This is a genomic window from Streptomyces aureoversilis, assembly GCF_042657885.1.
Lineage (GTDB): Bacteria > Actinomycetota > Actinomycetes > Streptomycetales > Streptomycetaceae > Streptomyces > Streptomyces aureoversilis.
The window spans coordinates 117546-141019 of the sequence record NZ_JBHSKJ010000022.1 but is presented as its reverse complement, the minus strand read 5'-3'; the positions used below and the strand labels follow the sequence as shown (position 1 = coordinate 141019).

Genomic DNA, 23474 nt, shown 5'->3' with positions numbered 1-23474 from the left:
GTGCGTGCTCGCAGGAGCGGAGGGCGTTCCTTGCGTGTGGTCGTCGGCGGGGGCGGCTTGTACCTGGGCCGTTGTTTGCGGCCCGGGTTGGTCGGGTGCAGGAGTGGCTGTGTCGTTGGCCGTCGTCACGGTCGCACCCCCATCTCGCGCAGACGGGTACGAAGGCTGGCTTCGGCCTGGTCAGCCGCGCCGTGCGTGGTGGCGGCCGCCGTCGGGAGGTCGCCCGTCGGCGCAGGATCCGTCGCGGGCACGGATTCGTTCGTGCGGCTGGCTGTGGGAAGCCGTGTGCGGGTGGGCGCCTCGGTGTTGGTGTTCGAGTTGTCGGTCAGGTCCTGCTGGGCTGCGGGCGTGTGTCGCAGCGATCGTTTGTGCAGCCGTCGGGTGAGCAGGGACGCTGCCGCGGCCAGGAATGCTCGCGCGCGGGACTCCGCCGAGGCCATCAGCGCCTCCTGCCGCGCTTGAGGTCCTGGCGCTCGCGCTGGGCGTCGGCCCAGGCCCATCCCTGCCGGTCCGCACGGGCGGCATTGCGGTGGTGGGCTTCTCGTCGTTTGCGGGCCGCCTTTTCGCTGGCCGACTCGCGGTCCTGGTAGGCGGTGGCGGCGAGTTCCTTGTCGTTGCCGAACAGTCCGAAGAAGGCCATCAGCGTTCATCCCCGATAAGGGGACGGCCGGCGGTGTCGTGGTGCGTCATGCTGGTTTCAGCTCCTTGCAGTTCGAGGAGTCAGGGAGGGGATCCCGGCCGGGCCCTGGAAAGCGGGCCGGGATCCCCGGGGTCGGCCTGGTGGCCGTGGCCGTCCCCAGACCTGCGGGCTGGGGACGGCAGTGGGTGCCAGGACGGGACGGTCTCGGTCTCAGCCGGTCTCGCGGAGGTACAGGTCTCGCGCTGCCGCCAGACGCTTGGCGGCGGTGGACTTTGGACGGCCGGTCCGGGCGATCGCGTCGTCCAGCGAGACCTTCAGTCCGCCGCCGCGAGACCGCATGAGATCGAGCAGGAGCTCGGTCTCGGTCTTGGGGTCCCGCAGCGTGGAGACCGGGACCTCCGCGCTGGTCCCAGTCCCGGTTTTGGTCTCGGATGTGGCGGTCCCGGTCTCGCCCGGCGTGGTCCCGGTCTCGGTCTCGCCGTGCACGCTGGTCTCACCCGTGGCGGTCTCTTCCGGCATCGGGCCGGTGGTCTCCGTGGTCTCGCCGGTCTCACCCGCCGGGATCCGGCACGGTGCGCCGGTGCCGCCCTGGCAGCGATCGCTCGCGGCAGGAGGCGGCGTGGTCTCGCTGCTCTCCCCGGAGGGAAGGGCGAGACCGCTGGTGCGAGGCCCACCGGTGGTCCCGGTCTCGGCGCGGGTCTCCAGCCGTTCCAGGACCACGGTCTCGGTCTCGCCGGTCTCACGAGCGGCGAGACCGGGGAGACCGGCGGGAGTGAGACTGGCCGAGACCGGGACCACCCGGAACGTCGCCGGAAGCGGCGCCCCGTTCCGGGCGGCGCGCAGCGCGCGCTGCCGGGCGATCTCGGTCTCGGCGGCGGTCCACGCCAGGTCCACGGTCGTCAGCGAGGCGTCGTTGATCGTCAGGGACCACGCGGTGAACGAGCGCCTCGAGTAGCGGACCCAGCGGATGAAACCGATCCGCGGCCGCGCCTTGGCGATCATTCCGTGCTTCCGCAGATACTGCCGGTGGATCAGGGATGCGTACAGCTCCCACAGCAGCATGCCGACGATGCTCATCGCGGCGAACGCGATGGCCGCCTGGGTCGGTGCCCCCGCCGGTCCGCAGTTGTGGGCGTAGTTCATCCCGGCCGCGCCGAGGGCGAAGACCCACGTCATGACCCGGTACTTGAGTCCGGCGTCGCCCTGGCTGCGGGCCTGGTGGTACATCCAGCCGGTGAAGGCGGTGGTGAGCTCCCACGCGGCTGCGAAACCGAGCGCGAAGATCATCCACCAGCCGAAGGCGTCCATGGCGTAGCGGGTCTGGGAGTACCAGGCCACTGCCATCGGGGCGATGATCGGCCCGCCGACCAGCACCCGGCGTGCCTGGTTGCGCACCAGAGTCCGGGCCCGGTCGGTGAGCGTCGGGTGGCCGACCCGCTCGGCCTTGCGCTTGGCTCGGGCTTCTTCCCGGCGCCGGTCGACAGTTTCGCGGCGTTTGTCCCGGGCGTTCTGGCGGATCTTCTTGCGTTCCAGGCGCCGTTCGGTCCTGGAGGTGGCCCGGCGCATCAGCGTCTCGGCCTCGGCCAGCATCTGCTCCGCAGTCTCCTGGACACCGGCCGCGTCTTGCTGTCGCTTCTCGGCCTGGGCCAAGAGGGCCTCGGCCGTCTTGTGCTTCTCGGCTGCCGTCCGGCGGGCGTCGGCGAGGATGCGGTCGGCCTCCGTCTTCGCGTCGCTGGTCATGCGGTTGGCGTCCTCGGACGCCGTCTGCCGCACCCGCTTCGCATCGTCCTCGGCCAGCCGGCGCACCCGCGCTGCCGCCGCGGCGGCGGATGCGCGTTCCTGCGCGGCGTCCTCCCGCTCGAGCCGGGCCTGCTCTCGTACCCGCCCGGCATCAGCCTCCGCCGTCCGGCGGATGGAGGCGACCTCGTCCTCCGCCGCCTCCCGCACCTGCACGGCCTCCTGCCCACTGGCCGCCAGCAGCCGCTGCGCACCCGCGGAGATCTCCTCGGCCCCGGCACGGGCCCGTTCCACCAGCGCGGCCGCCTCCGACGCCGCGCGCTGCTCGAGGTCGGCGGCCTGCTGCCGGGCCTCGCTGAGAAGCCGCTCGGACTCGGACCGCGCGGTGTCCATCACCTCGGCGGCATGAGTCTCGGCCGCCTCGCGCTGCTCCTGGGCCTGGCGCTCTGCCTCGCCCCGTAGGCGTACGGCCTCGTCCTCGGCCTCCTGGCGCGTCCGGCCGCCGGCCGTCTCGGCGTCGGTGGTGATCCTCTGCGCGGACACCTCGGCGTCCGCCACCAGGGCCTTGGCCTTCTCGGTGGCTGACTCGCGGACCACACGCGCGGCGGCCTCAGCCTCTTCGATCAGACCCGACGCGTGGGCTTCGGCTTCCGCCAGCTGCTCCTCGGCCTGTTCGCCGGCCTGCGCCCGCAGATCGTCGGCGTCGCGCTGAGCAGCGGCGAGAAGCCGTTCGCTCTCCTCGCGGGCCTGCCGGGCGGCCTCGTAGGCGGCATCCGAGCGCTGGTCAGCGGCGGCAATGAAGTCGCTGGCCTGCTTCGAGGCGTGGGCAAGCGTCCTCCGGGCGCGCGCGTCGGCGTCCTCCCGGATCCGCTGCGCCTGCTGCTTGGCCTGGCCGACCACCTCCACCGCGCGCCGCCTGGCGACGCCGAGAAGGCGCACAGCCTTCGTACGGTCAGCGCTGGTGCTCGCCAGTATTTCCCGGGCCTGCTCGGCAGCGACCGCGAGGATGTCGGCGGCGCGATCCTGCGCGTCCGCCAGGCACTCGTCAGCCGCATCCCGCACGGGCACCGGCTGTTGCTCGGCCTCCGGTGCCGGAGCAGTCGGGGGCTGGGGCGCTTCCGACGGGGCGGAGGCGCGGCGCCGTCGCTGCGGCGGCACCGGGTTCTTCTTCGCGCGACGTCCCACGCCGCGACTCCTTTCTCAAGCCACCGGTCCGCGCCCCGTCGGGGCGCGGACCCGCGCCGGCTGGCCGCATGCGGCCTGCCGGATGATTCGGGCGATACGGGTCGCGCCGCGGTGATCCCGGCCCCAGCTGGAGCTGACCTTCCGCGCGCCGCACCCTCAGCGCTGCTGCTCACGTCTGTCGCGAACGGCCGACTCGATGCGCTGGCCGGCGATGGCGATCACGGCGAGCCGCGCGTCCGTTCCGCGAGGCGAGCCCGCATGTCCGCAGCGGTGAGCGGAACCCGTCGGCAGGCAGGCACCCGCGCGTCGGCTGCTCGCACCTGGGCCAGGAGACAGTCGCTCAGCAACTGCTCGGCGGGCGTACGGCCATCAGCCGCCTGGGGGTCCGGAGCGGTATCCCGGGCCGAGACGCGGTCGCCGACCATGTGGCTGGCGGCCTCGCGCTGGCCGGGCTGGCGTCTCACCCTGCCTCGCCACTCGCAGGGGCAGGTGGTTCGGACCACCGGGCTGAATCTCGTGGTCAGAGCTTCTTGTTCTGCCCCCGGTGCGTGACGGGGGTGGCACCGCGGCGCTCGCCGCGCTGGAGGCGGGCCTCGGCGGCGGTCTCCGGGGCGTGGTGGCGCTGGTAGTCCCGGCGCGCTTCCTCGTGGAGCCTCTCGACGTCCGACGACGTCTGGTGTGCAATGCTCTTCGGCACGGGTCTTCTCCCTCGTAGTCGGGGTGACTCGTACGACGGCCCTGGGGCGCTATCCCGGGGCCGTCGCCTTGTTCGGTCTCTCATCACGAGCGACCACGGCCCCCGGCACCGGCCACCGTGGACGGTGGAGGTGTCGGGGACTGCAGTGGCTGGTGATCAGGCGGTCGCGTTGCGTGCCCGGTTGCGGGCGGCGCGGCGCTTCATCGCGCGGCGCTCGTCCTCGCTCAGCCCGCCCCAGATGCCGGCGTCCTGGCCGGACTCGAGCGCCCATTGCAGGCACTGCTCCATCACGGGGCAGCGGCGGCAGACGGCCTTGGCCTCCTCGATCTGGAGGAGGGCGGGTCCGGTGGTGCCGATAGGGAAGAACAGCTCGGGGTCCTCTTCACGGCACACGGCGTTGTGGCGCCAGTCCATTTGTGTGTTCTCCATTCAGTCGTTCGATTCGCGTGGTTCGGTGTAGTGGGCGGCTCGCCGCTGCGTTCGGCGGCGAGCCCGTTGTCGGGTGTCGGTGATGGACGGTCAGTCCCGGTTTGCGAACCGGATGCGGTCGAATTCCAGAGCCTCAGCGAGCACGCGCCCCGCAGTAAGTGGCGCGTGCTGGTCCGCGCACTCGTCGGCCCAGGACTGGTGGCGGTAGCAGGTCTGCCGATCGTCGGCGTGCATCCCGGCGTCCTCCAGCCGGTCATCGCGTGCGATCGCCGCGGCGAGCTTCTTATTCATCAGACAGTCCTCTCTCAGGTGGGACTGGGAATCGGGCACTCAGTCCGATGCGGTCCGGGCGGTGGCCTCGGCCTCTGGCGGAGGCTGGCCTTCCGTGCCAGGCCGGTGCATGGGAGTCAGGTACTGGTCCGGGCGACGGTCTCGGCGAGCCGGCGGGCGGCATCCTGCGAGGCCTTGAGGTCGGCAGATGCCCGGCGCCGTGCTTGCTCGAGGTCAGCGGCGGCTTTCGGTGCTGGGGCGCTGGATCGGCTGCTCATCGCGGTCCACCACCGGGGGTGCTGTCGGCGAGGCGGCGGGTCATGTCCGCGAGGGTCCGCGGCGTTTTCCGGCCCGCGCGGAGGGCGCGGGTGTCACCGTCGACGACGAGGTGCTTGACCAGGGCGTGCAGCTGGGCCTGCGGATCTTCCTGGGGGTGTCGGGGGCTGGTGGCCGCCGGCTGGCTCGCGTGGTGCGCAAGTCGGTACACCGGGGTAGTACCGCTGCCGTTCGCGTGCGTGGGCCGTGCCATGCTGGTGATCACGGGTTCCTCCACAGGGTTCCTGTACCGACGGCTCTGGGGTGCGATCCCGGGGCCGTCCTTTTTTGACCGCTCGTCACGAGTGGGCACGGCCCGCCGCACCCTGGCGCATCGCCGTGATGCGGGTGCGGTGGACCGTGAGCACTGGTGCTCAGGTCCTCGATGTGTCCGGCCCGGTGTGGGCCGGGGCGGGCGCCTTCTTCTATGCGCCCGCGGGAGGCCCGCTGAGGGCCTCGTTCAACTCGTCCACTCTGGAGTTCTCAATGTCCGGCTGGTCTCCGGTCCGTCCCACACGGGAGTCGCCGGCCCGTTGGCCGCCTCGTGGGCCTGAATGTCGAGGCGAGGACCTGGTCCTGGCCGGGTCCCGGTGCCCAGGAGTGCCCTGGGAGGACACCTCTGGGGTAAGGCCCCGTCTTGTCTCGGCGTGACCTTGCATATAAGGTACTGCCATACATACAAGGCATGTCAAGGGAGATCCGCCATGACCCTTCAGGGGGCGCAGCTGGTAGCGACTGCGGCGATGTGCTGCACTATGTCCACCGCGTACAGCCATGTGGATATAGAGGGGTCGACATTGGGGGCCGGACAGCCGGAGTACCAGCGGGTCGCGGATGACCTGCGCCAGCAGATCGCCGACGGCCGCCTAAAGGCGGGCCACCCGATCCCTTCAACCAAGAAGCTCAGCGAGCTGTACAGCGTCTCTCCCATCGTTGTCCGCCGCGCCGTGGGCGATTTGACGAACGAAGGGCTGCTCTACGGAGAAAAGGGCGTTGGCGTCTTCGTCAACGAGGGAGGGCCGACCAAGGCCGCGCGGGGCGCGTCCGTGGCGCAGGCACTCAGTGGGATCGACGCCCTACAGAAGCAGATCGACGACATGCGCGCCGCTAACGAGATCGCCCTCGAGAGCCTGAGCAGAGACTTGACCGTCCTGCGCCGGCAGGTGGTCGAGCTGAAGGAGCGTCCGCCGGCCCAGGAGTAGGTCGCACTGCTTGAGTCAGGACGTCGTGACGGCGAACGGGTTCAGGAGGTGAGCAGGGTGGGTCGGAGGCTCTACAGCGTCGCCGGCCTTAGGGCGCAGCGCGGCGAGCGCTGCCTCGAGCGTGGGAGGCGGCGTTTTGGCATCCCACCCTTCGGGGACTGCGAGCTTGGTGCGCGGGCGGTGGGGTGGTCCGACCCGGTTCGGGAGGCAGTCGACTACGGGGACCAGGCCGTAGGTGCGGGCGAAGAGGAGGACCGGCTTGCCTGCCGCGACCACAGTGCGCAGTTCGTCGCGGGCCGTGGGGCCGAGCCGGTAGACCTTCCCGCCGGGCTTCTTCTGAGGCGCGATCAGCACCAGGCCGTCGAGCCCCTGGGCGAACTTTTCCCAGCGCTCGGCATAGTCCTCGCCGCCGGCGAACGCGGTGCCGTAGGTGAGAAGGTCGATACCTCGCGGAAGACGGGTTCGCACAGCTTTGACCCTGTCGTCCCAGTTATCCCGTTCGGCAATGAGGGGCGGCGCGCCCAGGTAGACGCGGACCGGCGCTCCGGGTTCGCGGGATGCGGCGATGCGGCGCATGGCCGTGATGTATCCGCGCTGTCGCGCCGGCGGGGCGTAGCTCTTCGGCGGGGCGGCGGCAGGGGCGGCAGGCATGCCGCTCATGATGCCGCGCCTGCGGCCTCGACACCCAGTCAGGACATCTACGCCATAGGGTCGTATTCACTGACGTACCGACACGTCCCTTGGTTCTGGTCGGTAAGTGGCTCGGCCGGGACGCCCGGTAGGGATAGGCTGGCAGCGTCCTTGATCTATCGGAAAAACAAGGACCCCCGAGGCCCTAGGAAGCCACGGGGGTCAACGAGCCTGTAAGGGAGGCTCTGATGGCACCACTGTACCTTCAGCCGGCCTCGCACTTCCCGGCTCTCCGTTCCGATCTCGCCATCCTGGCGACGTCCACGCCCGCGCCCGGGCAGCCCTCCGTGGTGGAGGTCGAGATGACGTAGAGGGATAGGGCGGCGCCCGTACGACCTACGGATTGACTGCCGCCTGGGCTCATGGGGCCCGGTGACTTGCCCGTCACCAGACCCGACGCCCGTCTGCTCTCCGTGAGGCTTGCCCGCCTCGTGGAGGAGGTGTCCGACCCGGTTGCCCCCGGCTTCGGACTCTTCAAACTCAGGTTCGCCAGAACCCACAGCCCTTCAAGAAGGGCTTTGCCATGCCCGCTGCACGCAGGAAGGCATCTCCATAGTGCACGACCATCTGCCAACTTGTCAGCTTCGCACGCCCACCCACAGGCGATCCTGTGGCGCGCATCACAGGCTGATCGTTTCGCCGTACGGCTCGGCTGACCGACGCCCGGCGCTCCTCGACACCCAGCCACCCGCTGCCCCGGCCCGGGGCGGTCGCTCCGACGCGCCGCCCCCGCCCTGACCGGGCCGCGGTCGGCCAGGCCGTTCTCGGCCCCGCGCCGAGACGGTCCGGCGACGTCGCCGGTGTCAGCTCTGCGGTGCCCGTGACCGTGCGGTCAAAGAATTTCCGATCTTGCTGTCACACGGGCACCCGCCATCACACCTCTATGGCTGACCCCCGACCCGACCCGCGTCGCAGGAACGCCCTTAGCTCACCAACACCACAGCCCCGCCGGAATCCGGCGGGGCTGCGAGACCCAGCGCAGCGGCTCCATGGCTGTCACCTGACCGCTGCGCCAGGAGAAGTGTGTCCAGCCTAGCCATCAAGTGGGCGTCGTTCACGCCTGTTGCAGCGATCGCGCACCCGTACGTCCGCCCGCTCGCTCCGTCCGCGCCGGCCCAGGCGCCCGCCCGGTCCCGGGAGGCGCAGTGAGTGCCGCACCGGCGCACAGCCGTGTCCCGCGAGCGGTCGCGACGACCGCGGGGTGCTCTTCGGAGCGCCGCCAGCGCGTCCGGGTTCCCTGGCGTCTGATTGCCTCGGCCTCCTACGCCGACGTCGCCCTGTCCGTGTACATGAAGGTCAAGGCTCTCGGCGCCCGCCCGGAGGGCTGCACCGCCGGGGCCGAGAGGCTCGCGTCGTACCTGGGGATGTCGAAGTCCTCCGTCGAGCGGGGTCTGACCCAGCTGCGGCGCCCGGCTGCGGACGGAGTCGTGGAGCTCCCGGAGAACGTCCGGCGTTCGCTGCCGGGCGGCTCGGGCACGACGGCGCGTCGCCGGGTGCGGACGATGTCGTCGACGGAGCGGTTCGTGTGGCTGCCGGTGGCGGCCTGCGAGGACCTGACCCCACGGCAGCTGCGCGCGTACGCCGTGCTGATGTACAGCCAGAAGCAGCGGATCCCCCTCACGCTGGGCGAGATCGCGGGCTTCCTTCGGCACTACTCCGGACGGCGGGCCGGCCTGCCGGTCACCGCGGAGGCTGCGGGGGCCGTCATCGACGAGCTGGAGGCCGCGGGCTGGGCGACGGTGCACCGGCGCGCCGGTGCGCAGGGCCGTCACCACTACATCGCGCACGAGATCCCTCCGGCTGCCGACGAGCACGGCCAGGAGCCCGCCGGTGCGCCCGGTGACGCTGTGGACACCCCGCGGCCAGAGGCTGGTCCGGGTGCGGGAAGTACCGGTGTTGGTGACGGATCGGGTGCCGATGCTGGTGACGGATCGCTCGCGACTAAGGAAGACCTCGGGACTGTCCGACCTGATGACGAACGCGCGCTGTTCTTCCCCGCCGTAGGCGAAGTTCAGGTGGGAGAGGCTGTGGAAAACCCGGCTTCCGGCTCCACGAGCGTCGTGGAGGAGGGCGGTCTCGCGCTGCGCGCGGGCAACAAAAACCTCCCCTCCTCCGACAGCACCACGAGCCCGGCCCGGCCGAAGGCGGCCCCGTACGACGGGCCGGAGCTCACGTTCAGCCCCCGCATCCACGCCGCCCTGGAGCCGGTGGCCTGGCTCATGCAGCAGATCGGCAGCGTCTGGGTGCTGCGCCGGATCGGCCGGGAGGTCGGCCGCCAGCTGAACGAGGGCACGGACGCCGACCGGCTGCGCCACCGTCTGACCGCGCGCCTGGCCGGCGTCATGGTGTCCGACATCCGCGACCCGGGACGTTGGATCCTCGGCGCGGCGCTGCCGCGATGGGGGTGCGGGAACCGCGACTGCGAGTCCGGGGTGCGGTGGTCCACCGGGGAGACCTGCGAGGTGTGCCAGGATGCCTTCGCCGCCAAGCAGGCCGAGCGCCAGCGTCAGCAGCGGCTGGCCCAGGGGCTGTGCCCGGAGCACGGCGTACTCATGGTCGGCGACGAGGGGTGCGTTGAGTGCCAGCCCACGGCTCGGCCGGTTCGGCCGGTGCGAGCGACGTCGCCGGCGCCCCGGTCCCAGGAGCCGCGCGAGGTACCGCGCGGGATCTGCCGTGCCTGTGCGAGTGGGTTCCCCGAGGCGGAGGCGGCGAGCGGCGACGGACTCTGCGCAGCGTGCCGTCCGACCACACAGGGGGAGCCGGAGGAGCGGGTACAGGAGGCCGAGGAGCTCAGGTGCGCTGGGTGGGGCGGTGAGTCGTGCGACCGGCTCGCGCTGCCCACCCGCTTCGTGTGCCTGCGTCACCACGCCGCCGCGCTGGCCGCGAACGCGGCGTCGTGAGTGCCCGCGCGGACCGCATGGTGGCGCACCGGGCTGAGGTCTCGGCGAGGCGTGGTGCGGCCGGTGCGCACCGAGCTGGTGCGGTGCCCGCTAATCCCGACCTTCGCACGCGCACCACACATTCGAAGGTGCACGTCCTTGACGCACCTTCAAATGAACGGCTATCAGGTTTTGCTATGCGTGCATCGTCAGTCAGGAGCCGCTCGTCGGTTCCTGTTGCCCCGCCGGCTGCGCGCCGGGGGACGGGCTCTGGTGCGGGGTAGTGGACGGCGTGAGCGCACCGCCATGGAGACTGTGCGGACGGGAGTTCGCACCGATGAGCAAAGGGAGATGCCAGTGCGGTTGGACCGCTTCGCCATCGACGACGGGCACCATTCCCCCCGGCTGATCCCCGACGAGGACGCGTCCAGCGCTGCGGGTGCCGCTCGCTTCCGGGCAACCTGCTCGTGCGGGCGGATGCCCCGTCACCGTCCCGGGAGCCCGGAAGAGGCCCTTGCCGCGCACCGCGCTCATGTCGACACCCGGCTCGGCCCCTCGCGAGGGCCGGTATGGCTGCCGCTCGAGGCCAGGCTGGTCCTGCTGCTCGTGGGGTGTTTCGCACTGTTCGCGTCCAGCCTGCTGGGGTCGACCGCGGTGACGAGGTACCTGCACGCGACCGGCGCCGCATCCCTCAGCATCCGGGCCAGCGGGGTGCTCGTCGGGTTCCTTGCCGCCGCGTCCCTGATGGTCGCGGTCCGCCGGTACATCGCTCCGACCCGAAGCTGAGCACGAGCCGCCCAAGGGGGGGTGCCGACAGCCCGAGTGGCTGCCGGCACCCCCTTTCGTGCAACAGGTCCGTGGTGGTTCCTGCATGCCACGGAGGCCTTGACTGGGCTCTGGGACGGGCTGGCCACAGAGGTGAAATCACCCCCCTTCCTCGCAGGGAGGTGATCTCTCCCTCCCGCCTCAAGGGGAGCACCCACACCCTGACGGCATGTTCAGCGTGAGGGCGCACGCGGTGCGCCCCGGGCGCGCGGTCAGCCAGCCCGGGAGCCGCTGCGCCGCCCTCCCTCCTCTTCGACTCGGCACTCCGCCGGCCTCGGTCGAGCCCTGCGGGAGGGGTGGGCCGCTCCACCGCACCGCCGCTCTGCACACGTGCGCAGCGCACCTTCGCCACCGCACCGCACTCACCGCATTCGGTCCGTGGCGCCCTCCTGCGCCACGTGCGGTGCGCTTGCCCAGCCTCGTTCTGAAGTGCGGTGCGCCGCTCCGGGGAGCGCGGCCGCACCGCATGGTCGCCGTGGTGCGGTGCGTGCCATACCCAGAGGCCCGCTGTGGCGAAGCCGTGGTGCGGCGCGCCCTGCGGTCGGCGCTTGCGGTGTTCCGCTTGCCGCCGCCGCGGCCGACCTTGCGGGAGCCGCAGGCCGACACCGTCCGACCGCTGGCGGGGCGAGCCGCTCGTCCGGCACAGCGGCTGGTGAAGCCCACGGGCATGCGCACGGACCGTAGTCATCTCGTCGGGGCCGCCACCCTTGCAGCGGCCGCGTCCGTTGAACGGCTGCACCTGGTTCCGGCTCTCGCCGAGGGACGAGCGACGGGAAGGGCGGGCCCGGACACTCGGTATTTCCCCTGGACAGCGCTCGCTAGCGACTGCCCGGCACCCCTTGACACACCCCGCTAGTGATCAACTAGCTACACCCAGTGGCGATCTGGGGTGAGGGGAGCCAGCGTGGAAGAGGGGTTGGAAGCGCCGGGCGGATCCGGGGCGGTGGCTACCCTCCGCAGCGGCCGCCCCTCAGCGGCACCCTGCGCTTCGTGCCTCCGCGAGTCCTCCTTCGCCCCTTCATGGCTCACCACGGACGAGGGGCGCGGCAGGGCGAGCGCGGCTGACTGGTGTCTTCCGCTTCGCCGCTCGCTCCGGGCTCGAAGGCCGGCAGCCGGCGGCGGACCGGAGGGCCCGCACCGGACCGTCCGGTGCGGTGCACCTCCTGCGCCGCCCTTCTTCAACGCCAGCACCGGTGCGCACCGCACTGCCGCACGTTCGCGCCGGTGCGGTGCGGTGCGCACCCGGGGCCCCGCACGTCATCGGCGCACCGGTGCGCCTGGTGCGGCCCCTGCGACCGCACCAGGCGCACCGCACCGGGGGCGTGATGCGGAATCGCATGGCCGGCCGACGGTCTCGGCGCACCCTCGCCGGCCAGAGTTCTGCGATCGCCCGACCGGCGGGTAGCGGCGAAGCGCGGGTCTGGCCAGCCAGGCATGTCAAGGCGTTGCGCTGGGGCTAGCAGCGTCGGACAGACCTTTGTCAAGGGGGCCCCAGAGAACGTCTGCGTCATCCACCAATCCCGGTGACGCGAAAGGACGGCCTCAGGACATGGGCACCAACATTCACTTCCGTGCAGGCAGCTCCTCCGCGTCCGGACGTAGCTCCAGCTCGATCGGGCGCATGAACCGTGACTGGGCCGACCTGGCCCGGGACCTCCGAGCGGCCGACCACGTCGCCTCCTGGTCGGAGAACCACCCGGAGCTCGGCGGGGCCTGCACCCCGCAGGGCGTCATCGACCGGCTGGCCGGCCTCCAGCGCGCGGGGGACTGGCTCACCCACGACGCCGTGATGAGGGTGCTCGTCCAGCGCGCCGCCGCGGGCGGCTTCGACGGTGACCTGGCGTGGCGGATCGCGATGCGCGTCCTGCTGCCGAAGGTCATCTTGATGACGCGCACACAGCTGCGGGACGGGGTCGAGTTCGACGAGATCCTCGCGACGATGCTGAGCGCGCTGTGCGAGGTCGTGCGGACCTACCCGCTCGAGCGCCGCCCGCGTGCGCTGTTCGCCAACCTCTCCATGGACACCCTCTCGCTGGCCCAGCACATCCTGGCCGCCGACTTCGACGACCGCGCCAAGCTGCGCGAGATCGCCCACGGCATGGTCCCCCTGGCCGCCGACTCGGCCACCTCGGCACTGCTGCTCGGCGAGGCCCCGGACCCGTACGAGCAGGTGCGGCTGGCCGAGCTCCTGGTGCGCGCCGTCGAACTGGACCTCGTCAGCGCCGAGGAGCCCGAGCTCACGGACGGTGCCGCGCGCACCGAGCTGCTCGCCCTCGTCAGCTGGGCCGTGGACATCCAGGCCCTGTCGCCCGTCGAGGCCCAGCGGATCACCGAGTACCACCTGTCCGCATCCGACGTGCCCGACCGGGCGCACCGCACCACGCGTGCCATGGGCGCCGAGGGCGCCCGGCTGCGCCAGCGCGCGAGCCGCGCGACCCGAAGCCTCCGCCAGGCGGACACCGTGAACGCCTACCTCGCCGCTGCCTGAAGTTTTTTTGCCGCCGCGCGTCACACCGTGCCCTGCGCCGACACCTCTATGGCTGATCCCCCCATCCCGCCCCCTGCCCGATCCAAGGGAGTACTGCTGTGTCCACGCCCCCTCCCCGACCGGCCCACGCCGCCCAGGTGGCCGACGCCGAGGAACTGCTCGTCGCCCGCGCCCGGCGCCAGGCCCTCCTCCTGGCCGCCGCCCTGGTCCGTGAGCCGATGAACCGGAAGGTCCACCAGGACCTGCGCACCTTCGTGGAGAAGGACTCCGAGCCGGCGCTGCGCGCGTGGGAGTCGCTGATCTCCCGTCACCCGGACGAGCTGCGCGAGCGCATCCGCACCGTGCTGTGCCGCCGCACCGCGGGGAGGGCCTCGTGAAGCGGCTGCGCCGAGGCAAGAAGAAGGGCGACACCTGGGGCGAGGAGAGCGCCGCCGCTGCGGCGGAGCAGGAGGCCCCGGCGGGGCAGCAGGGCGAGCTGGCCGATGACGGTGAGGACCGCACCGGCTGGCAGACCAGCACCGCCGGCCTGTCCGGCATGACCCGGCTGGCCCGCATCGGCGCCTGGGTGCTCGTCGCTTCCGGCCCGCTGATGGGGATCGCCGCGCTCGCCGCGTCCTCCGGCCCTGCCCAGGGCGCGCCGAAGAAGACCGCGGCGGTGCGGCAGGCTTCGGGGACGGGCCCGTCCGGCTTCGCCACGCTGTATGTGACGGCCTTTCTGGAGGCCGGCGAAGGCACCGAGAGGTCCCTGGCGCCGTACTTCTCGGGTGCTGTGAACTTGACCGTTCCTCCCGGGACGCGGAGCGTGACGCGCTCGGCGGTGCTCGGCGCCCGTGAGACGGCGCCCGGCTACTGGTCCGTGACGATCGCCGCGACGGTCACGGTCAAGGACAAGAAGGGCACCGCGGGCCCGGCCGCCGTCCAGTACTACCGGGTGGGAGTGCAGGCGCTCGGCCCGGAGAACGCCGGCGGCACCTCTTCCTCCGGCGACGCCCTGGTGGGGTACACCGCCACGTCCCTGCCGGCGCAGGTCGCAGCGCCCGAGGCGCTCAAGCCGGGCGCGCTGGGCTACGGGACGTCCCGCGGCAGCAGCACTTCCGACCCGGCCACGGAGACGGCCTCCGGCTTCCTGGGCGCCTACCTCGCCGGCAGCGGAGACCTCTCCCGCTACACCTCTCCCGGCGTCCGCCTCCAGCCGGTGGCCCCGGCCCCGTACACCGCGGTCAAGGTCACCCACGTCGACGACGACTCCCCGAGCGCCGGCGACCAGAAGGTGCCCGGCGACGGCGCCAAGCGCCACCTGCTGGTGAGCATCGCCGCCACCGACAAGGACGGTCGCGCCTGGCCGCTGACCTACGCCCTGGACCTCAGCTCCCGCGCCGGCCGGTGGGAGGTCGCGGCCCTAGCCGACGCCCCGGTGCTCAAGCCGGACAGCCAGCCCTCCGCAGCACCGGCCACGGCCACCGCTGCCCCTGACTCCGATGGCGCGAGCACGCCCACGGCCACGCCCACGGCGGCTTCGCCGGCCGCGAGCGCCTTGCCCTCGCCGTCGAGCTCCTGATCCCTCCTCATCTCCATACGAAGGAATCGTTCATGCACACCATCACCACCGACCCGAACTCCGTCGTCCTGGCGGGCGACCTCCTGGACTGGGGCAACACCAAGGTCGGCCAGCTCCGAACCCTCCTGCTCGCTGCCGCGGGTCTGATGGCCATAGCCGCGGTCCTCACGGCCTGGTGGCGCACCAAGTCCTGGGTCGGCACCCTCGTCGCCTTCCTGCTCGCGGCTCTGGTCCTGTGGGGCATCGCCAACATGAACGTCTTGAAGACCAAGGTCGGCTCCGAGGTCGACGACGCCGGCGCCGTGACCGTCGTGCAGATCACCGACAACGCAGCCCGGGCTGAGAACGGGCTCGTGTGATGAGCGACCTCGACGAGGACCTGATCGGCCACTCCTACACCCGGGCGCGCAAGCACCCGCTGGTCATCGGCAAGCTCCCGGGCGCCGGACGGCTTCCGGGAGGGCCGTACACGATCACGCAGATCGTGACGATGGTCGTCACCTTCGGGGTGCTCATCATGACCCGCGAGCTGTGGGCGCACTTCGGCTTCGGGAACTTCCTCGTCCTGGTCGCCTTTCCCTGGGGGCTGGCCTGGGTACTGCGGTACGCGCGGATGGACGGGCGTGACCCGGCCCGCGCGCTGCGGAGCCTGCTCATCTACTCCTCCGCCCCGGCGGGCGGCCGGCTCGCCGGCCGCCCGCAGCGCACCGCCCGCCCTCGCCTGGCCACGGGCAGCTGCACCATCCACGTGCGCGCTCTGGACGCCGCGCCGGCCGAACAGCCGGCCGCCGCCGTCCAGCCGGCCGTCCGGCCTGCGGCGACCGACCACCGGCCGGAGGCGCGCCCGGTGGCCGCGACGTCTCCCTCTCCCGCTCCGGCCGCGGCCGCGGTGCCCGCCGCCGGGGCGGGCACCGCGCCGGTCTCGCCCCGCACCCACTTGCAGGCGCTCCTGGCCTCGCTCGACAAGCCCGCCTCCTGACGGCCCGCCATCGCCGCCTGCCCCTCCTTCTTTTCACTCTGCAAGCAAGGAAGTCCCCATGCGTCTGCCCGTCCGGCACATCAGCGGCCACCTGATCTGGACCACCTCCGCGACCACCTGGGCGTGCTGGCGCGTGGACACCGACAATTACACGCACGCCTCCAAGTCCACCAAGCGCGAGCGGCTGGATGCGCTCGAGTCGCTCTTCAAGGCCCTGCGGGGCGAGGCGCTGCTGCTGAGCCTGTGCCCTCAGGTCGATGCCGCGAGCGTGGTCACGCGCATGACGGCCGGCGTCGACCTGGACGCCTCGCCCGAGTACGTCGATCTGTCGCTGCGCGTCCTGGACCAGCTCGAGGGCCTGGAGCTGACCGGCCGGGTCGACTTCCTGTGCGTGCCGCTTCCGCACCTCGATCTCAAGGACACCGTCCGGGCGGTGGCGTCCTCGGTTCAGGCCGAGATGATGGGCGCGCTCGGTCTGCCTGTGGCGCCGATCCGTCGAGAGGAGGAGAAGGCCCGCCTGGAGCAGGCCAAACGGATGGCCGCCGGCTGGCCCGCGGGCATCAAGCTCCGCCCGGCCACCGAGGCCGAGATCTTGTGGATCTACGGACACAGCGCCCGACGGGGCATCAGTGAGCCGCTGCTGCCCGAGGACGGCACCCCGCGCGCCCTGCGCGGCCGCGGACACACCGTGCGCGCCCACACGGAGGTCATCCTCGACGAGGGCGGACGCAGTGACCGCACCTCGAAGGCGCCGTCCAACCCCTTCCGCCGCCGCTACCTCAAAGTCACCTCGGAGCACGGGGACTCTTACCAGGCGTTCAGCATGCTGTCCGAGATGCCGGAGTCCTTCCGTTTCCCGGGGTCGGAATACCTTTCGATCCTGGACGAGTTCGGGTTCCCGGTGGACTGGGCGGTGCGCCTGCACGTGGAGGCCGGCGCCAAGGCCGAGCCGAAGAGCCGCCGGCAGCAGCGCGAGCTGGCCCACCAGCGCGGCGAGTACGCAGGTGAGACCGCGGGCGTCCCGGCGTCCCTGGACCGGGCGAGCCTGTCCCTGGACGAGTACCGCGACCGGCTCACCTCCTCCTCGACCGAGGTGGAGATCCGCCCTGCGGTAGCGATCTGTGTGTGGGGGGAGACCCCGGAGGAGGCCAACCAGAGGGCCACTGCCCTCGCGCATCACTTCGGCGGCAACGAATACACCCTGGTCCGCCCCGTGGGTGACCAGGCCGCGATCTTCCACGGCATGCTCCCCGGCACGAAGACGCCGCGCCCGATGCTCGACTACGCCCAGGTTCTGCTCGCGAGGGACTTCGCGATGGCCATGCCCTTCTGCGGTGCCGGCCTGGGCGACGACGCCGGCATGCTCTTCGGCCTCCAGCTCAACGGCGGCGGCGTGCGCCCGGTCCTCGTCGACTTCTCCCACGGCCCCCGGGTCAACGCGAACGCCTCCGCGGCCTTCGTCGGCGAGCTCGGCTCCGGCAAGTCGGTGGCCATGAAGTGCGCGATGTACTCGATCCTCACCACCGGCCACCGCACCGACACCAAGAAGTCGCGCGGCCGCGCCCTGGTCATCGACCGCACCCCGCAGCAGGAATGGTCGCGCTTCGCGGCCGCGTGCCCGGGCACCACGCAGATCATCCGGGTCGACGAGAACGCCGGTGTGAGCCTGGACCCCCTGCGCGTCTTCCGCGGCCCCCGGGCGGCCCGCTACACCGAGTCCTTCCTCACCCCGCTGCTGGACATCGGCGGCATGTCCATCGAGGGCATCACCCTCGCCGAGGCCATCGAGGCCACCCGCCTCGCCCCGAACCCCAGCATGACCGCGCTCATGCAGACCCTCGCCGAGCGCGCCCGCACCGAGGACCCCGAGGAACCCAACGACGCCGCGGTACGCGCCGCCGCCTCCGAGCTGGTGCGCAAGCTGCGCAGCCTGGCGAAGAAGGACCTCGGCCGGGTGATCTTCGACCCGAACCTGCCGGTCGTGCGGATCACCGACGCCGACTCGATCGTCTTCGCCGTCGACCGCCTCGGCCTGCCCTCGAAGGAGGAGCTCGCCGAGCACCGGCTGGTCAGCCTTGAGGTGGAGAAGCGTTTCGGCTGGCGCCTGATGTACCTGATGACCGCGCTGTGCCGCGAGATCGCGTTCGCCAACCAGGACGAATTCTGCGGGGTCTTCCTGGACGAGTGCTGGTGGCTGACCAGCTCGGCCGAAGGCTCCAACCTGCTCCTGGAGCTCATCTCCGACGGCCGCAAGCACCACGCCGGCGCGTTCGCCGGCAGTCACGACCCCTACGACATCGGCCCGAAGAACGAGATCGGCGACAAGATCCGTGCCCTGCTGAGCCACGTCTTCGTCTTCCGCCACCGCAGCAAGACCCTGGCCGCCCGGTGCCTGGAGTTCCTGGACCTCGACCCCACCGACGCCGAGATGATCAAGCGCATTACGGAGAACCTCAGCCCCATCAACCTCTCCGACAGCGAGCGGATCCTGCGGGCCGGCGAATGCCTCTACCGCGACCTGCGCAAGCGCGTCGCCGGCATGAAGGTCCTCATCCCCGCTGATGAGCGCGCCGCCGAGGCCATTCACACCACGCCCGGCCAGCATCAGGACGCCACCGAGGCGCTCCTGGAGACGCAGGCCCTCGACGAGGGGGCCCTGGTATGAGACGCCACACCTCCTCCCGCGCGGGCGCCCCCCGGCGCCGACGCCGCGCGCTCTGGCTCACGCTGCTGGCCCTGCCCCTCGCCCTGCTCATCGACTTCTCGGCGCGGGTCGCCTTCGCCGACCCCAGCCCGGGTCCGGGGCCGACGCCCGGGGCCTCCGCCTCTCCCCAGCCCGGCCAGTCCGCACCCGCCACACCGGCACCCTCCGCACCCGCCTCACCGGGCACCAGCGCACCCTCCGCGCCGGCGCCCCCGCCAGCGACGTCGGCTCCGGCCCCGCAGCCGCCGAGCTCCGAGAACGGAAACCGCAGTCGGATTCCGAAGCAGTCGGACGACGAGATCACCAAGCCCGCCGAGGAAGGCAGCGGCCTGCTCTCGCCCTTCGACGTCAACGACGAGAACGGCGTGCCGATCTCGAGCTACGGCGTGGACGCCGACACCGGCGGCTGGAAGGACATCGACCTCAAGATCTGGAACCTGATCGCCCAGATCTTCTTCAGCATCGCCAAGTGGGTCGTCGGCTTCGCCTGCTGGCTGATCGACTGGGCCCTGAATTTCGGCCTGGCTAAGATCCTCGTCGGGCCCGTCGACGACATCGCCACCACGCTCAAGACCCAGGTGATCGACCGCCTGGGCCTGCCGGGCATGTTCCTGCTGTTCGCAGGCCTCTACGCCGGCTGGCACATCCTCTTCCGCCAGCGCAGCCGCGGCTTCGCCGAGGCCGGCCTGTCCCTGGTGATCGCCGCGCTGACCACGACCGTGCTCGTCTCCCCAGCCCAAGTGCTTCTCGGGCAGCACGACCGGCCCACGCCGCAGGGCTCCACAATGCTGCTGTCCGAGGACGGCCTGCTCGGCAAGGCCAAGGGCATGAGCCTGGAAGTCTCCGGGATCATCCTGAACAAGGACGACGACGGCGGCACAAAGCCGGAGAACGTCAGCAAGCCCATCACCAACGCGCTCGTCGACGCGCTCATCGTCAAACCCAACCAGCTCATGCTGTACGGCCGCACGTTCGACGGCGCGTGTGCCAAGGCCTTCGGCAAGTACAAGCTCGCCGAGTACAACCTGTCCCGGTTCGGCCTGAATTACTGGGAGGCCACCACCTTCGACTTCACGGTCAGTGAGGAAGTCAGGGCGCGCCTGAAGTCGATCGGTGAAAACTTCATCAAGACGTGCAACAAGGACGGCAAGACCAAACTCCAGTCCCGGCGGGCCTCGGCCGACATGGCCTTCAGCGCACTTTTCATCGCCATCGCCGCGCTGATCGTCTGCATCCTGATGGTCCTGGTCACCGGCGGGTTCCTTACCGCACAAGGGTGGCTGGCCTTCGAAGGCGTCCGCGGCCACTGGGCCCTGTGCGCAGGCATCCTCCCCGGCGGCGGGCGCGCCACCTTCTATCGCTGGCTAGCGGCCATGGCCAAGGCCGTGCTGAGGGTGCTCCTGTCCATCTTCTTCCTCGCCTTCTTCGTCCTGGTGATCCTCGCCCTGATCCACGCGGACACCGGCGACGTCCTGGCCGTGAAGTTCATGGCGATCGACTTCGCCGCCATCGCCGGTCTCGCCGGGCACAAGAGGATCGCGGCGACGGCACAGCAGGTCGCCGTCAACCTCAACCGGCGCCTGGCCAACGCGCGCGTCGGCGGCACCGGCCGGTCGATCTTCAACAGCCCCGGCCGCTACGCCGAGACCGCGCCCGGTCTCAAGCAGCTGTGGGGCGAGGCCCGCGGCGAGGCCCGCAAGGCTGCGGCCCCGCTCAAGACGGCCAAGGACCTGTGGACCGGATCCCCGCAGGCGGCCTCGAAGGCGCGCAGCAAGCTGCGCATGGCCGCGCGGGCAGCAGCAGCCGCCGGTACCGGCGGCGCGGCCGCAGCCGCGCAGGCCGCAGCCCGCCAGACGCTGAAGAACCGCCTGTCCGCAGCAGCGAAGAACAAGATGGCCGGCACCCGGGGCGGCCGGGCCACCATGGCCACCGGCAAGGCCGCGCTCGCCACCGCGAAGTTCGGTGCCAAGGCCACAAAGTTCACTGCGCTGGCCACCGTCGGGGCGCCGGTGGGCATCCCGAGGGGCGTCGCGGCGACCAAGCGGGGTGCGCAGGCCACCGCGCAGCGTGCCACGGCAGTCAAGGACCAGCTCGTCGCGGTGAAGGACCGCAAGGTCAGCGAGGCCAAGGCCTTCGCGACCGAGTACAAGACCAACGTCGCCACGATGGGCCGGTTCGTCGGCCGTCACGCGACCAACGCACAGCTCGGCCTCGCCCAGCCGCTGGCCCCCCAGCCCCCGCAGACGACACCCGGCCCCCGCGCAGCCGCCACCGCTCCGGCCGTACCCGGCGGCACCCCGCTGCCCCCCTCGCCGCCGCCCGCGACCACGCCCGCACCTCCGGTGCTGCCCACCCCCCAGCTGGCGGCCGCCCCGGCCAACCCCCCGCTGTCCGGCCCCGCCGTCGTACCGGCGATCCCGGCACCGTCCGCCGGATCCCCCACGCCGCCGCCAGCGCCGGCGCCGAGCGCCGCGCCGCCCGCTACCCCGGCGACGCCGGGCAGGGGGCCACGAGGTCCCCGGCGCGCGACCCGGCCGGCCGGACCACCGTCCGCGCGGCCGTAACCCGGCGCTGGAGGTGAGCCCGCACCCGCGGGCCCACCTCCAGCGCCAGCCTCTGGCGCCGTCGGCGCCCGTCCCACGAACCACCTGACCGGGAGTGCACTATGCCCACGCCCACACCGCCGCGGCGCCGACTCGCCGGTACCATCGCCCTCTTCGCCACCGCTGTACTCTTCGCCGGCCTAGGCATCGCCCTGCTGGTCGCCCCCCAGTCCGCCGACAAGCCGGCGCCCCGCCCTGCGCCGGCGGCGGGCACTTCATCCGCTCACCCGAGTGCCCCCCAGGCGGCTCCGCCTACCGCACCGGTCCCGCCCCCGCCCGGGAACCAGGGGCCCGCCTCGCAGCCAGCTGCCATGCCCCAGGGGCTGCCGCAGCCCATCGCCGAGGCGGCAAAACGATTCGTCACCGCCTGGGCCAGCCACGACGCGCGCCCCGGCAAAGACCGCGACTACAGCGACGCCGCCGACCGCGCCGCCGCGGAGGCCACAGCGGACTTCGCCGCCCGCCTGCGCGCCAAGACCGGAAGCGCCGGCGCCCACCAGTGGCAGCAGTGGCAGACCAACCGGACACGCGTCACGACGGACTTCACGCGCACCACCGTCCCCGACGGCGCACCCGCCCCCACCACGGATACGGCGTACGTCCGCGTGCTCTACACCCGCACCACCGCCCCTGAGCACGCCGAGCCCGTTGCGAGCCCCCAGCAGGTCGCCCTCCGGCTCGAGCGCGGCACCGACGGCCGGTGGCGGGCCGCCGGCATGCCGAACGCATGAGGCGGAGTACACGATGAAGAAACTCTTCCTCTCCGTCGGCTGCGCAGGCATCGCCCTCTTCGGCGTCCTCGTCGCCGCCGTGCTCGCCGTCACCTCCGCCATCGGCAACGACAACACCAGCGACAGCATGACCAACGCCGGCTTCGGAGGCGGACTGGCCAACACCAAGGACATCCCGGACTGGGTCCGCCCCCTGATCACCGGCGCGGTGCAGAAATACGGCTGCCCGGAAGTCACTCCCTCGTTGATCGCTGCCCAGATCTACAGCGAGAGCTCCTTCGACCCCAAGGCGCAGAGCTTCCACGTGGAGACCGACCCCAAAACGGGAGAGAAGCACAAAATACCGATCGCTGACGGTATCGCCCAGTTCATTCCCGAGACCTGGGCAACCGAGGGCGTCGACGGAGACGGGGACGGCGTCAAGGACGTCTGGAACCCCAAGGACGCCATCCCGGCCGCGGTCTCCTACGACTGCCACCTCGCCAAGGACGTCAAGAACGTCCCCGGCGACAAAACCGACAACATGCTCGCGGCCTACAACGCGGGCCCGTACGCCGTCATCAAGGCCGGCGGTGTACCTGCCATCGAAGAGACGCAAGGGTACGTAAAGGAAATTCGGGCTCTTGCCCGCAAGTGGGCAGCACCGATGACCGGCAGGCCGGGGGCCAGCGGCCGACTCGGCGACGTCGTCCAGGCCGCACGCTCCGCCCTCGACACGCTCTACGTCTGGGGCGGCGACTGCCAGCCCCCCTTCGAAGGTGCAAACGGCTGCGACTGCTCAAGCCTGGTCAAGATGGCCTGGTCCAAGGCCGGCGTGAACTTGGCCCGGTCCACGTACGACCAGGTTCGCGAAGGCAGCGAAGTGCGGTCCGTGGGCGACCTGCGGCCCGGTGACCTGATCTTCACCGGCGGCAGCGCATCCGCACCGGAGCACGTGTCCATGTACATCGGAGGCGGGGAGGTCATCGACGCTCCGCACACCGACGCGAGGGTGCGCATCAAGCCCCTGTCCTACTGGGAGTCGCAGATCCTGACGATAAGGCGACCGGCCTACACCGAACCGGCAAGCGGAGGCTCGGGCAGCTGGGGTACCCCTGTGAGCGACGACTCGATCGGCACCGGCTACCACGTTCCGGGCTCGATGTGGAGCAGCGGCTACCACACCGGCATCGACTTCCCCGTCTCCACCGGCACCACGATCCACGCGGTCGGGCCGGGCACCGTGGTCACCGCCGGCTGGAACAGCGCGTACGGAAACCAGGTCGTCATCAGGCACGACGACGGCAAGTACTCGCAATACGCGCACATGTCCTCACTGTCCGTCAGCGATGGGCAGCAGGTGGGCGGCGGCCAGCAGATCGGCATCTCCGGCGCCACCGGCAACGTCTCCGGCCCGCACCTGCACTTCGAGATCCGCACCGGCCCCGAATACGGATCGGACATCGACCCTGTGGGCTACCTCCGCGGCCACGGAGTCAACCTCTGACCCGACTCTGCCGGCGCTCTGGGCTTCCGCGGAAGCCCAGAGCGCCCGGAAGGTGT

Annotated in this window: 21 protein-coding genes; 13 read left to right on the top strand and 8 right to left on the bottom strand. The window is 71.5% G+C overall.

Annotation, left to right across the window (positions count from 1 at the left end):
* Positions 1 to 125: 125 nt before the first annotated feature.
* The 7 genes from ACFPP6_RS30555 to ACFPP6_RS30525 all read right to left on the bottom strand — a co-directional run bounded on the left by ACFPP6_RS30555 (position 126) and on the right by ACFPP6_RS30525 (position 5499).
* Positions 126 to 440 (bottom strand): hypothetical protein, encoded by a 315-nt coding sequence (locus tag ACFPP6_RS30555; RefSeq protein WP_382049318.1) that lies wholly within the window; start codon positions 438 to 440, stop codon positions 126 to 128.
* Complete coding sequence (locus tag ACFPP6_RS30550; protein WP_361528094.1) at positions 440 to 640, bottom strand: hypothetical protein; 201 nt, start codon at positions 638 to 640, stop codon at positions 440 to 442. Before ACFPP6_RS30550 ends, ACFPP6_RS30555 begins: the two co-directional genes overlap by 1 nt.
* 210 nt (positions 641 to 850) lie before the next feature.
* Complete coding sequence (locus ACFPP6_RS30545) at positions 851 to 3562, bottom strand: hypothetical protein (RefSeq protein WP_382049316.1); 2712 nt, start codon at positions 3560 to 3562, stop codon at positions 851 to 853.
* Between the two features lie 520 nt (positions 3563 to 4082).
* The gene (locus ACFPP6_RS30540) at positions 4083 to 4259 is read right to left on the bottom strand and encodes a hypothetical protein (RefSeq protein ID WP_361528098.1); all 177 of its coding nucleotides are present in this window, start codon (positions 4257 to 4259) and stop codon (positions 4083 to 4085) included.
* A 156-nt stretch (positions 4260 to 4415) separates the two neighbouring features.
* The gene (locus tag ACFPP6_RS30535) at positions 4416 to 4673 is read right to left on the bottom strand and encodes a WhiB family transcriptional regulator (RefSeq protein WP_382049359.1); all 258 of its coding nucleotides are present in this window, start codon (positions 4671 to 4673) and stop codon (positions 4416 to 4418) included.
* Positions 4674 to 4778: 105 nt separating this feature from the next.
* Positions 4779 to 4979: a hypothetical protein gene (locus ACFPP6_RS30530; RefSeq protein ID WP_382049313.1), complete on the bottom strand. Its 201-nt coding sequence runs from the start codon at positions 4977 to 4979 to the stop codon at positions 4779 to 4781.
* Positions 4980 to 5232: 253 nt separating this feature from the next.
* Positions 5233 to 5499 carry a hypothetical protein gene (locus tag ACFPP6_RS30525; RefSeq protein WP_382049310.1) on the bottom strand — a complete coding sequence of 89 codons (267 nt, stop codon included), beginning with the start codon at positions 5497 to 5499 and terminating at the stop codon, positions 5233 to 5235.
* Positions 5500 to 6028: 529 nt separating this feature from the next.
* Here ACFPP6_RS30525 and ACFPP6_RS30520 point away from each other — a divergent pair.
* Entirely contained in the window at positions 6029 to 6475 is a 447-nt protein-coding gene (locus ACFPP6_RS30520; RefSeq protein WP_382049308.1) for a GntR family transcriptional regulator, read from the top strand.
* Between the two features lie 15 nt (positions 6476 to 6490).
* Here the strand turns inward: ACFPP6_RS30520 and ACFPP6_RS30515 are convergent, their stop codons facing one another.
* Complete coding sequence (locus ACFPP6_RS30515; RefSeq protein WP_382049305.1) at positions 6491 to 7126, bottom strand: hypothetical protein; 636 nt, start codon at positions 7124 to 7126, stop codon at positions 6491 to 6493.
* A 227-nt stretch (positions 7127 to 7353) separates the two neighbouring features.
* On the opposite strand from ACFPP6_RS30515, the gene ACFPP6_RS30510 reads away from it, so the two are divergent.
* The 12 genes from ACFPP6_RS30510 (at position 7354) to ACFPP6_RS30455 (ending at position 23418) form a co-directional block, all read left to right on the top strand.
* Positions 7354 to 7476, top strand: a complete 123-nt coding sequence (locus ACFPP6_RS30510) for a hypothetical protein (RefSeq protein ID WP_361528110.1) — start codon at positions 7354 to 7356, stop codon at positions 7474 to 7476.
* Between the two features lie 834 nt (positions 7477 to 8310).
* Positions 8311 to 10065: a hypothetical protein gene (locus ACFPP6_RS30505; protein ID WP_382049302.1), complete on the top strand. Its 1755-nt coding sequence runs from the start codon at positions 8311 to 8313 to the stop codon at positions 10063 to 10065.
* 330 nt (positions 10066 to 10395) lie between these two features.
* Entirely contained in the window at positions 10396 to 10830 is a 435-nt protein-coding gene (locus ACFPP6_RS30500) for a hypothetical protein (RefSeq protein WP_382049299.1), read from the top strand.
* A gap of 1660 nt (positions 10831 to 12490) precedes the next feature.
* Positions 12491 to 13357, top strand: a complete 867-nt coding sequence (locus tag ACFPP6_RS30495; RefSeq protein ID WP_382049296.1) for a hypothetical protein — start codon at positions 12491 to 12493, stop codon at positions 13355 to 13357.
* Between the two features lie 98 nt (positions 13358 to 13455).
* Positions 13456 to 13734: a hypothetical protein gene (locus ACFPP6_RS30490; RefSeq protein WP_382049293.1), complete on the top strand. Its 279-nt coding sequence runs from the start codon at positions 13456 to 13458 to the stop codon at positions 13732 to 13734.
* Positions 13731 to 14915, top strand: coding sequence for a conjugal transfer protein (locus ACFPP6_RS30485; protein WP_382049290.1), 1185 nt, complete (start codon positions 13731 to 13733; stop codon positions 14913 to 14915). Before ACFPP6_RS30490 ends, ACFPP6_RS30485 begins: the two co-directional genes overlap by 4 nt.
* Positions 14916 to 14947: 32 nt before the next feature.
* Entirely contained in the window at positions 14948 to 15274 is a 327-nt protein-coding gene (locus ACFPP6_RS30480; protein WP_382049287.1) for a hypothetical protein, read from the top strand.
* Complete coding sequence (locus tag ACFPP6_RS30475; protein ID WP_382049284.1) at positions 15274 to 15894, top strand: hypothetical protein; 621 nt, start codon at positions 15274 to 15276, stop codon at positions 15892 to 15894. Before ACFPP6_RS30480 ends, ACFPP6_RS30475 begins: the two co-directional genes overlap by 1 nt.
* A 58-nt stretch (positions 15895 to 15952) precedes the next feature.
* Positions 15953 to 18559: an ATP-binding protein gene (locus ACFPP6_RS30470; protein ID WP_382049281.1), complete on the top strand. Its 2607-nt coding sequence runs from the start codon at positions 15953 to 15955 to the stop codon at positions 18557 to 18559.
* The gene (locus ACFPP6_RS30465; protein ID WP_382049278.1) at positions 18556 to 21162 is read left to right on the top strand and encodes a hypothetical protein; all 2607 of its coding nucleotides are present in this window, start codon (positions 18556 to 18558) and stop codon (positions 21160 to 21162) included. The genes ACFPP6_RS30470 and ACFPP6_RS30465 overlap by 4 nt, the downstream gene beginning before the upstream one ends.
* 350 nt (positions 21163 to 21512) lie before the next feature.
* The gene (locus ACFPP6_RS30460) at positions 21513 to 21932 is read left to right on the top strand and encodes a hypothetical protein (protein WP_382049275.1); all 420 of its coding nucleotides are present in this window, start codon (positions 21513 to 21515) and stop codon (positions 21930 to 21932) included.
* A gap of 13 nt (positions 21933 to 21945) precedes the next feature.
* Positions 21946 to 23418: a peptidoglycan DD-metalloendopeptidase family protein gene (locus ACFPP6_RS30455; RefSeq protein WP_382049272.1), complete on the top strand. Its 1473-nt coding sequence runs from the start codon at positions 21946 to 21948 to the stop codon at positions 23416 to 23418.
* The last annotated feature ends 56 nt before the right edge of the window (positions 23419 to 23474 follow it).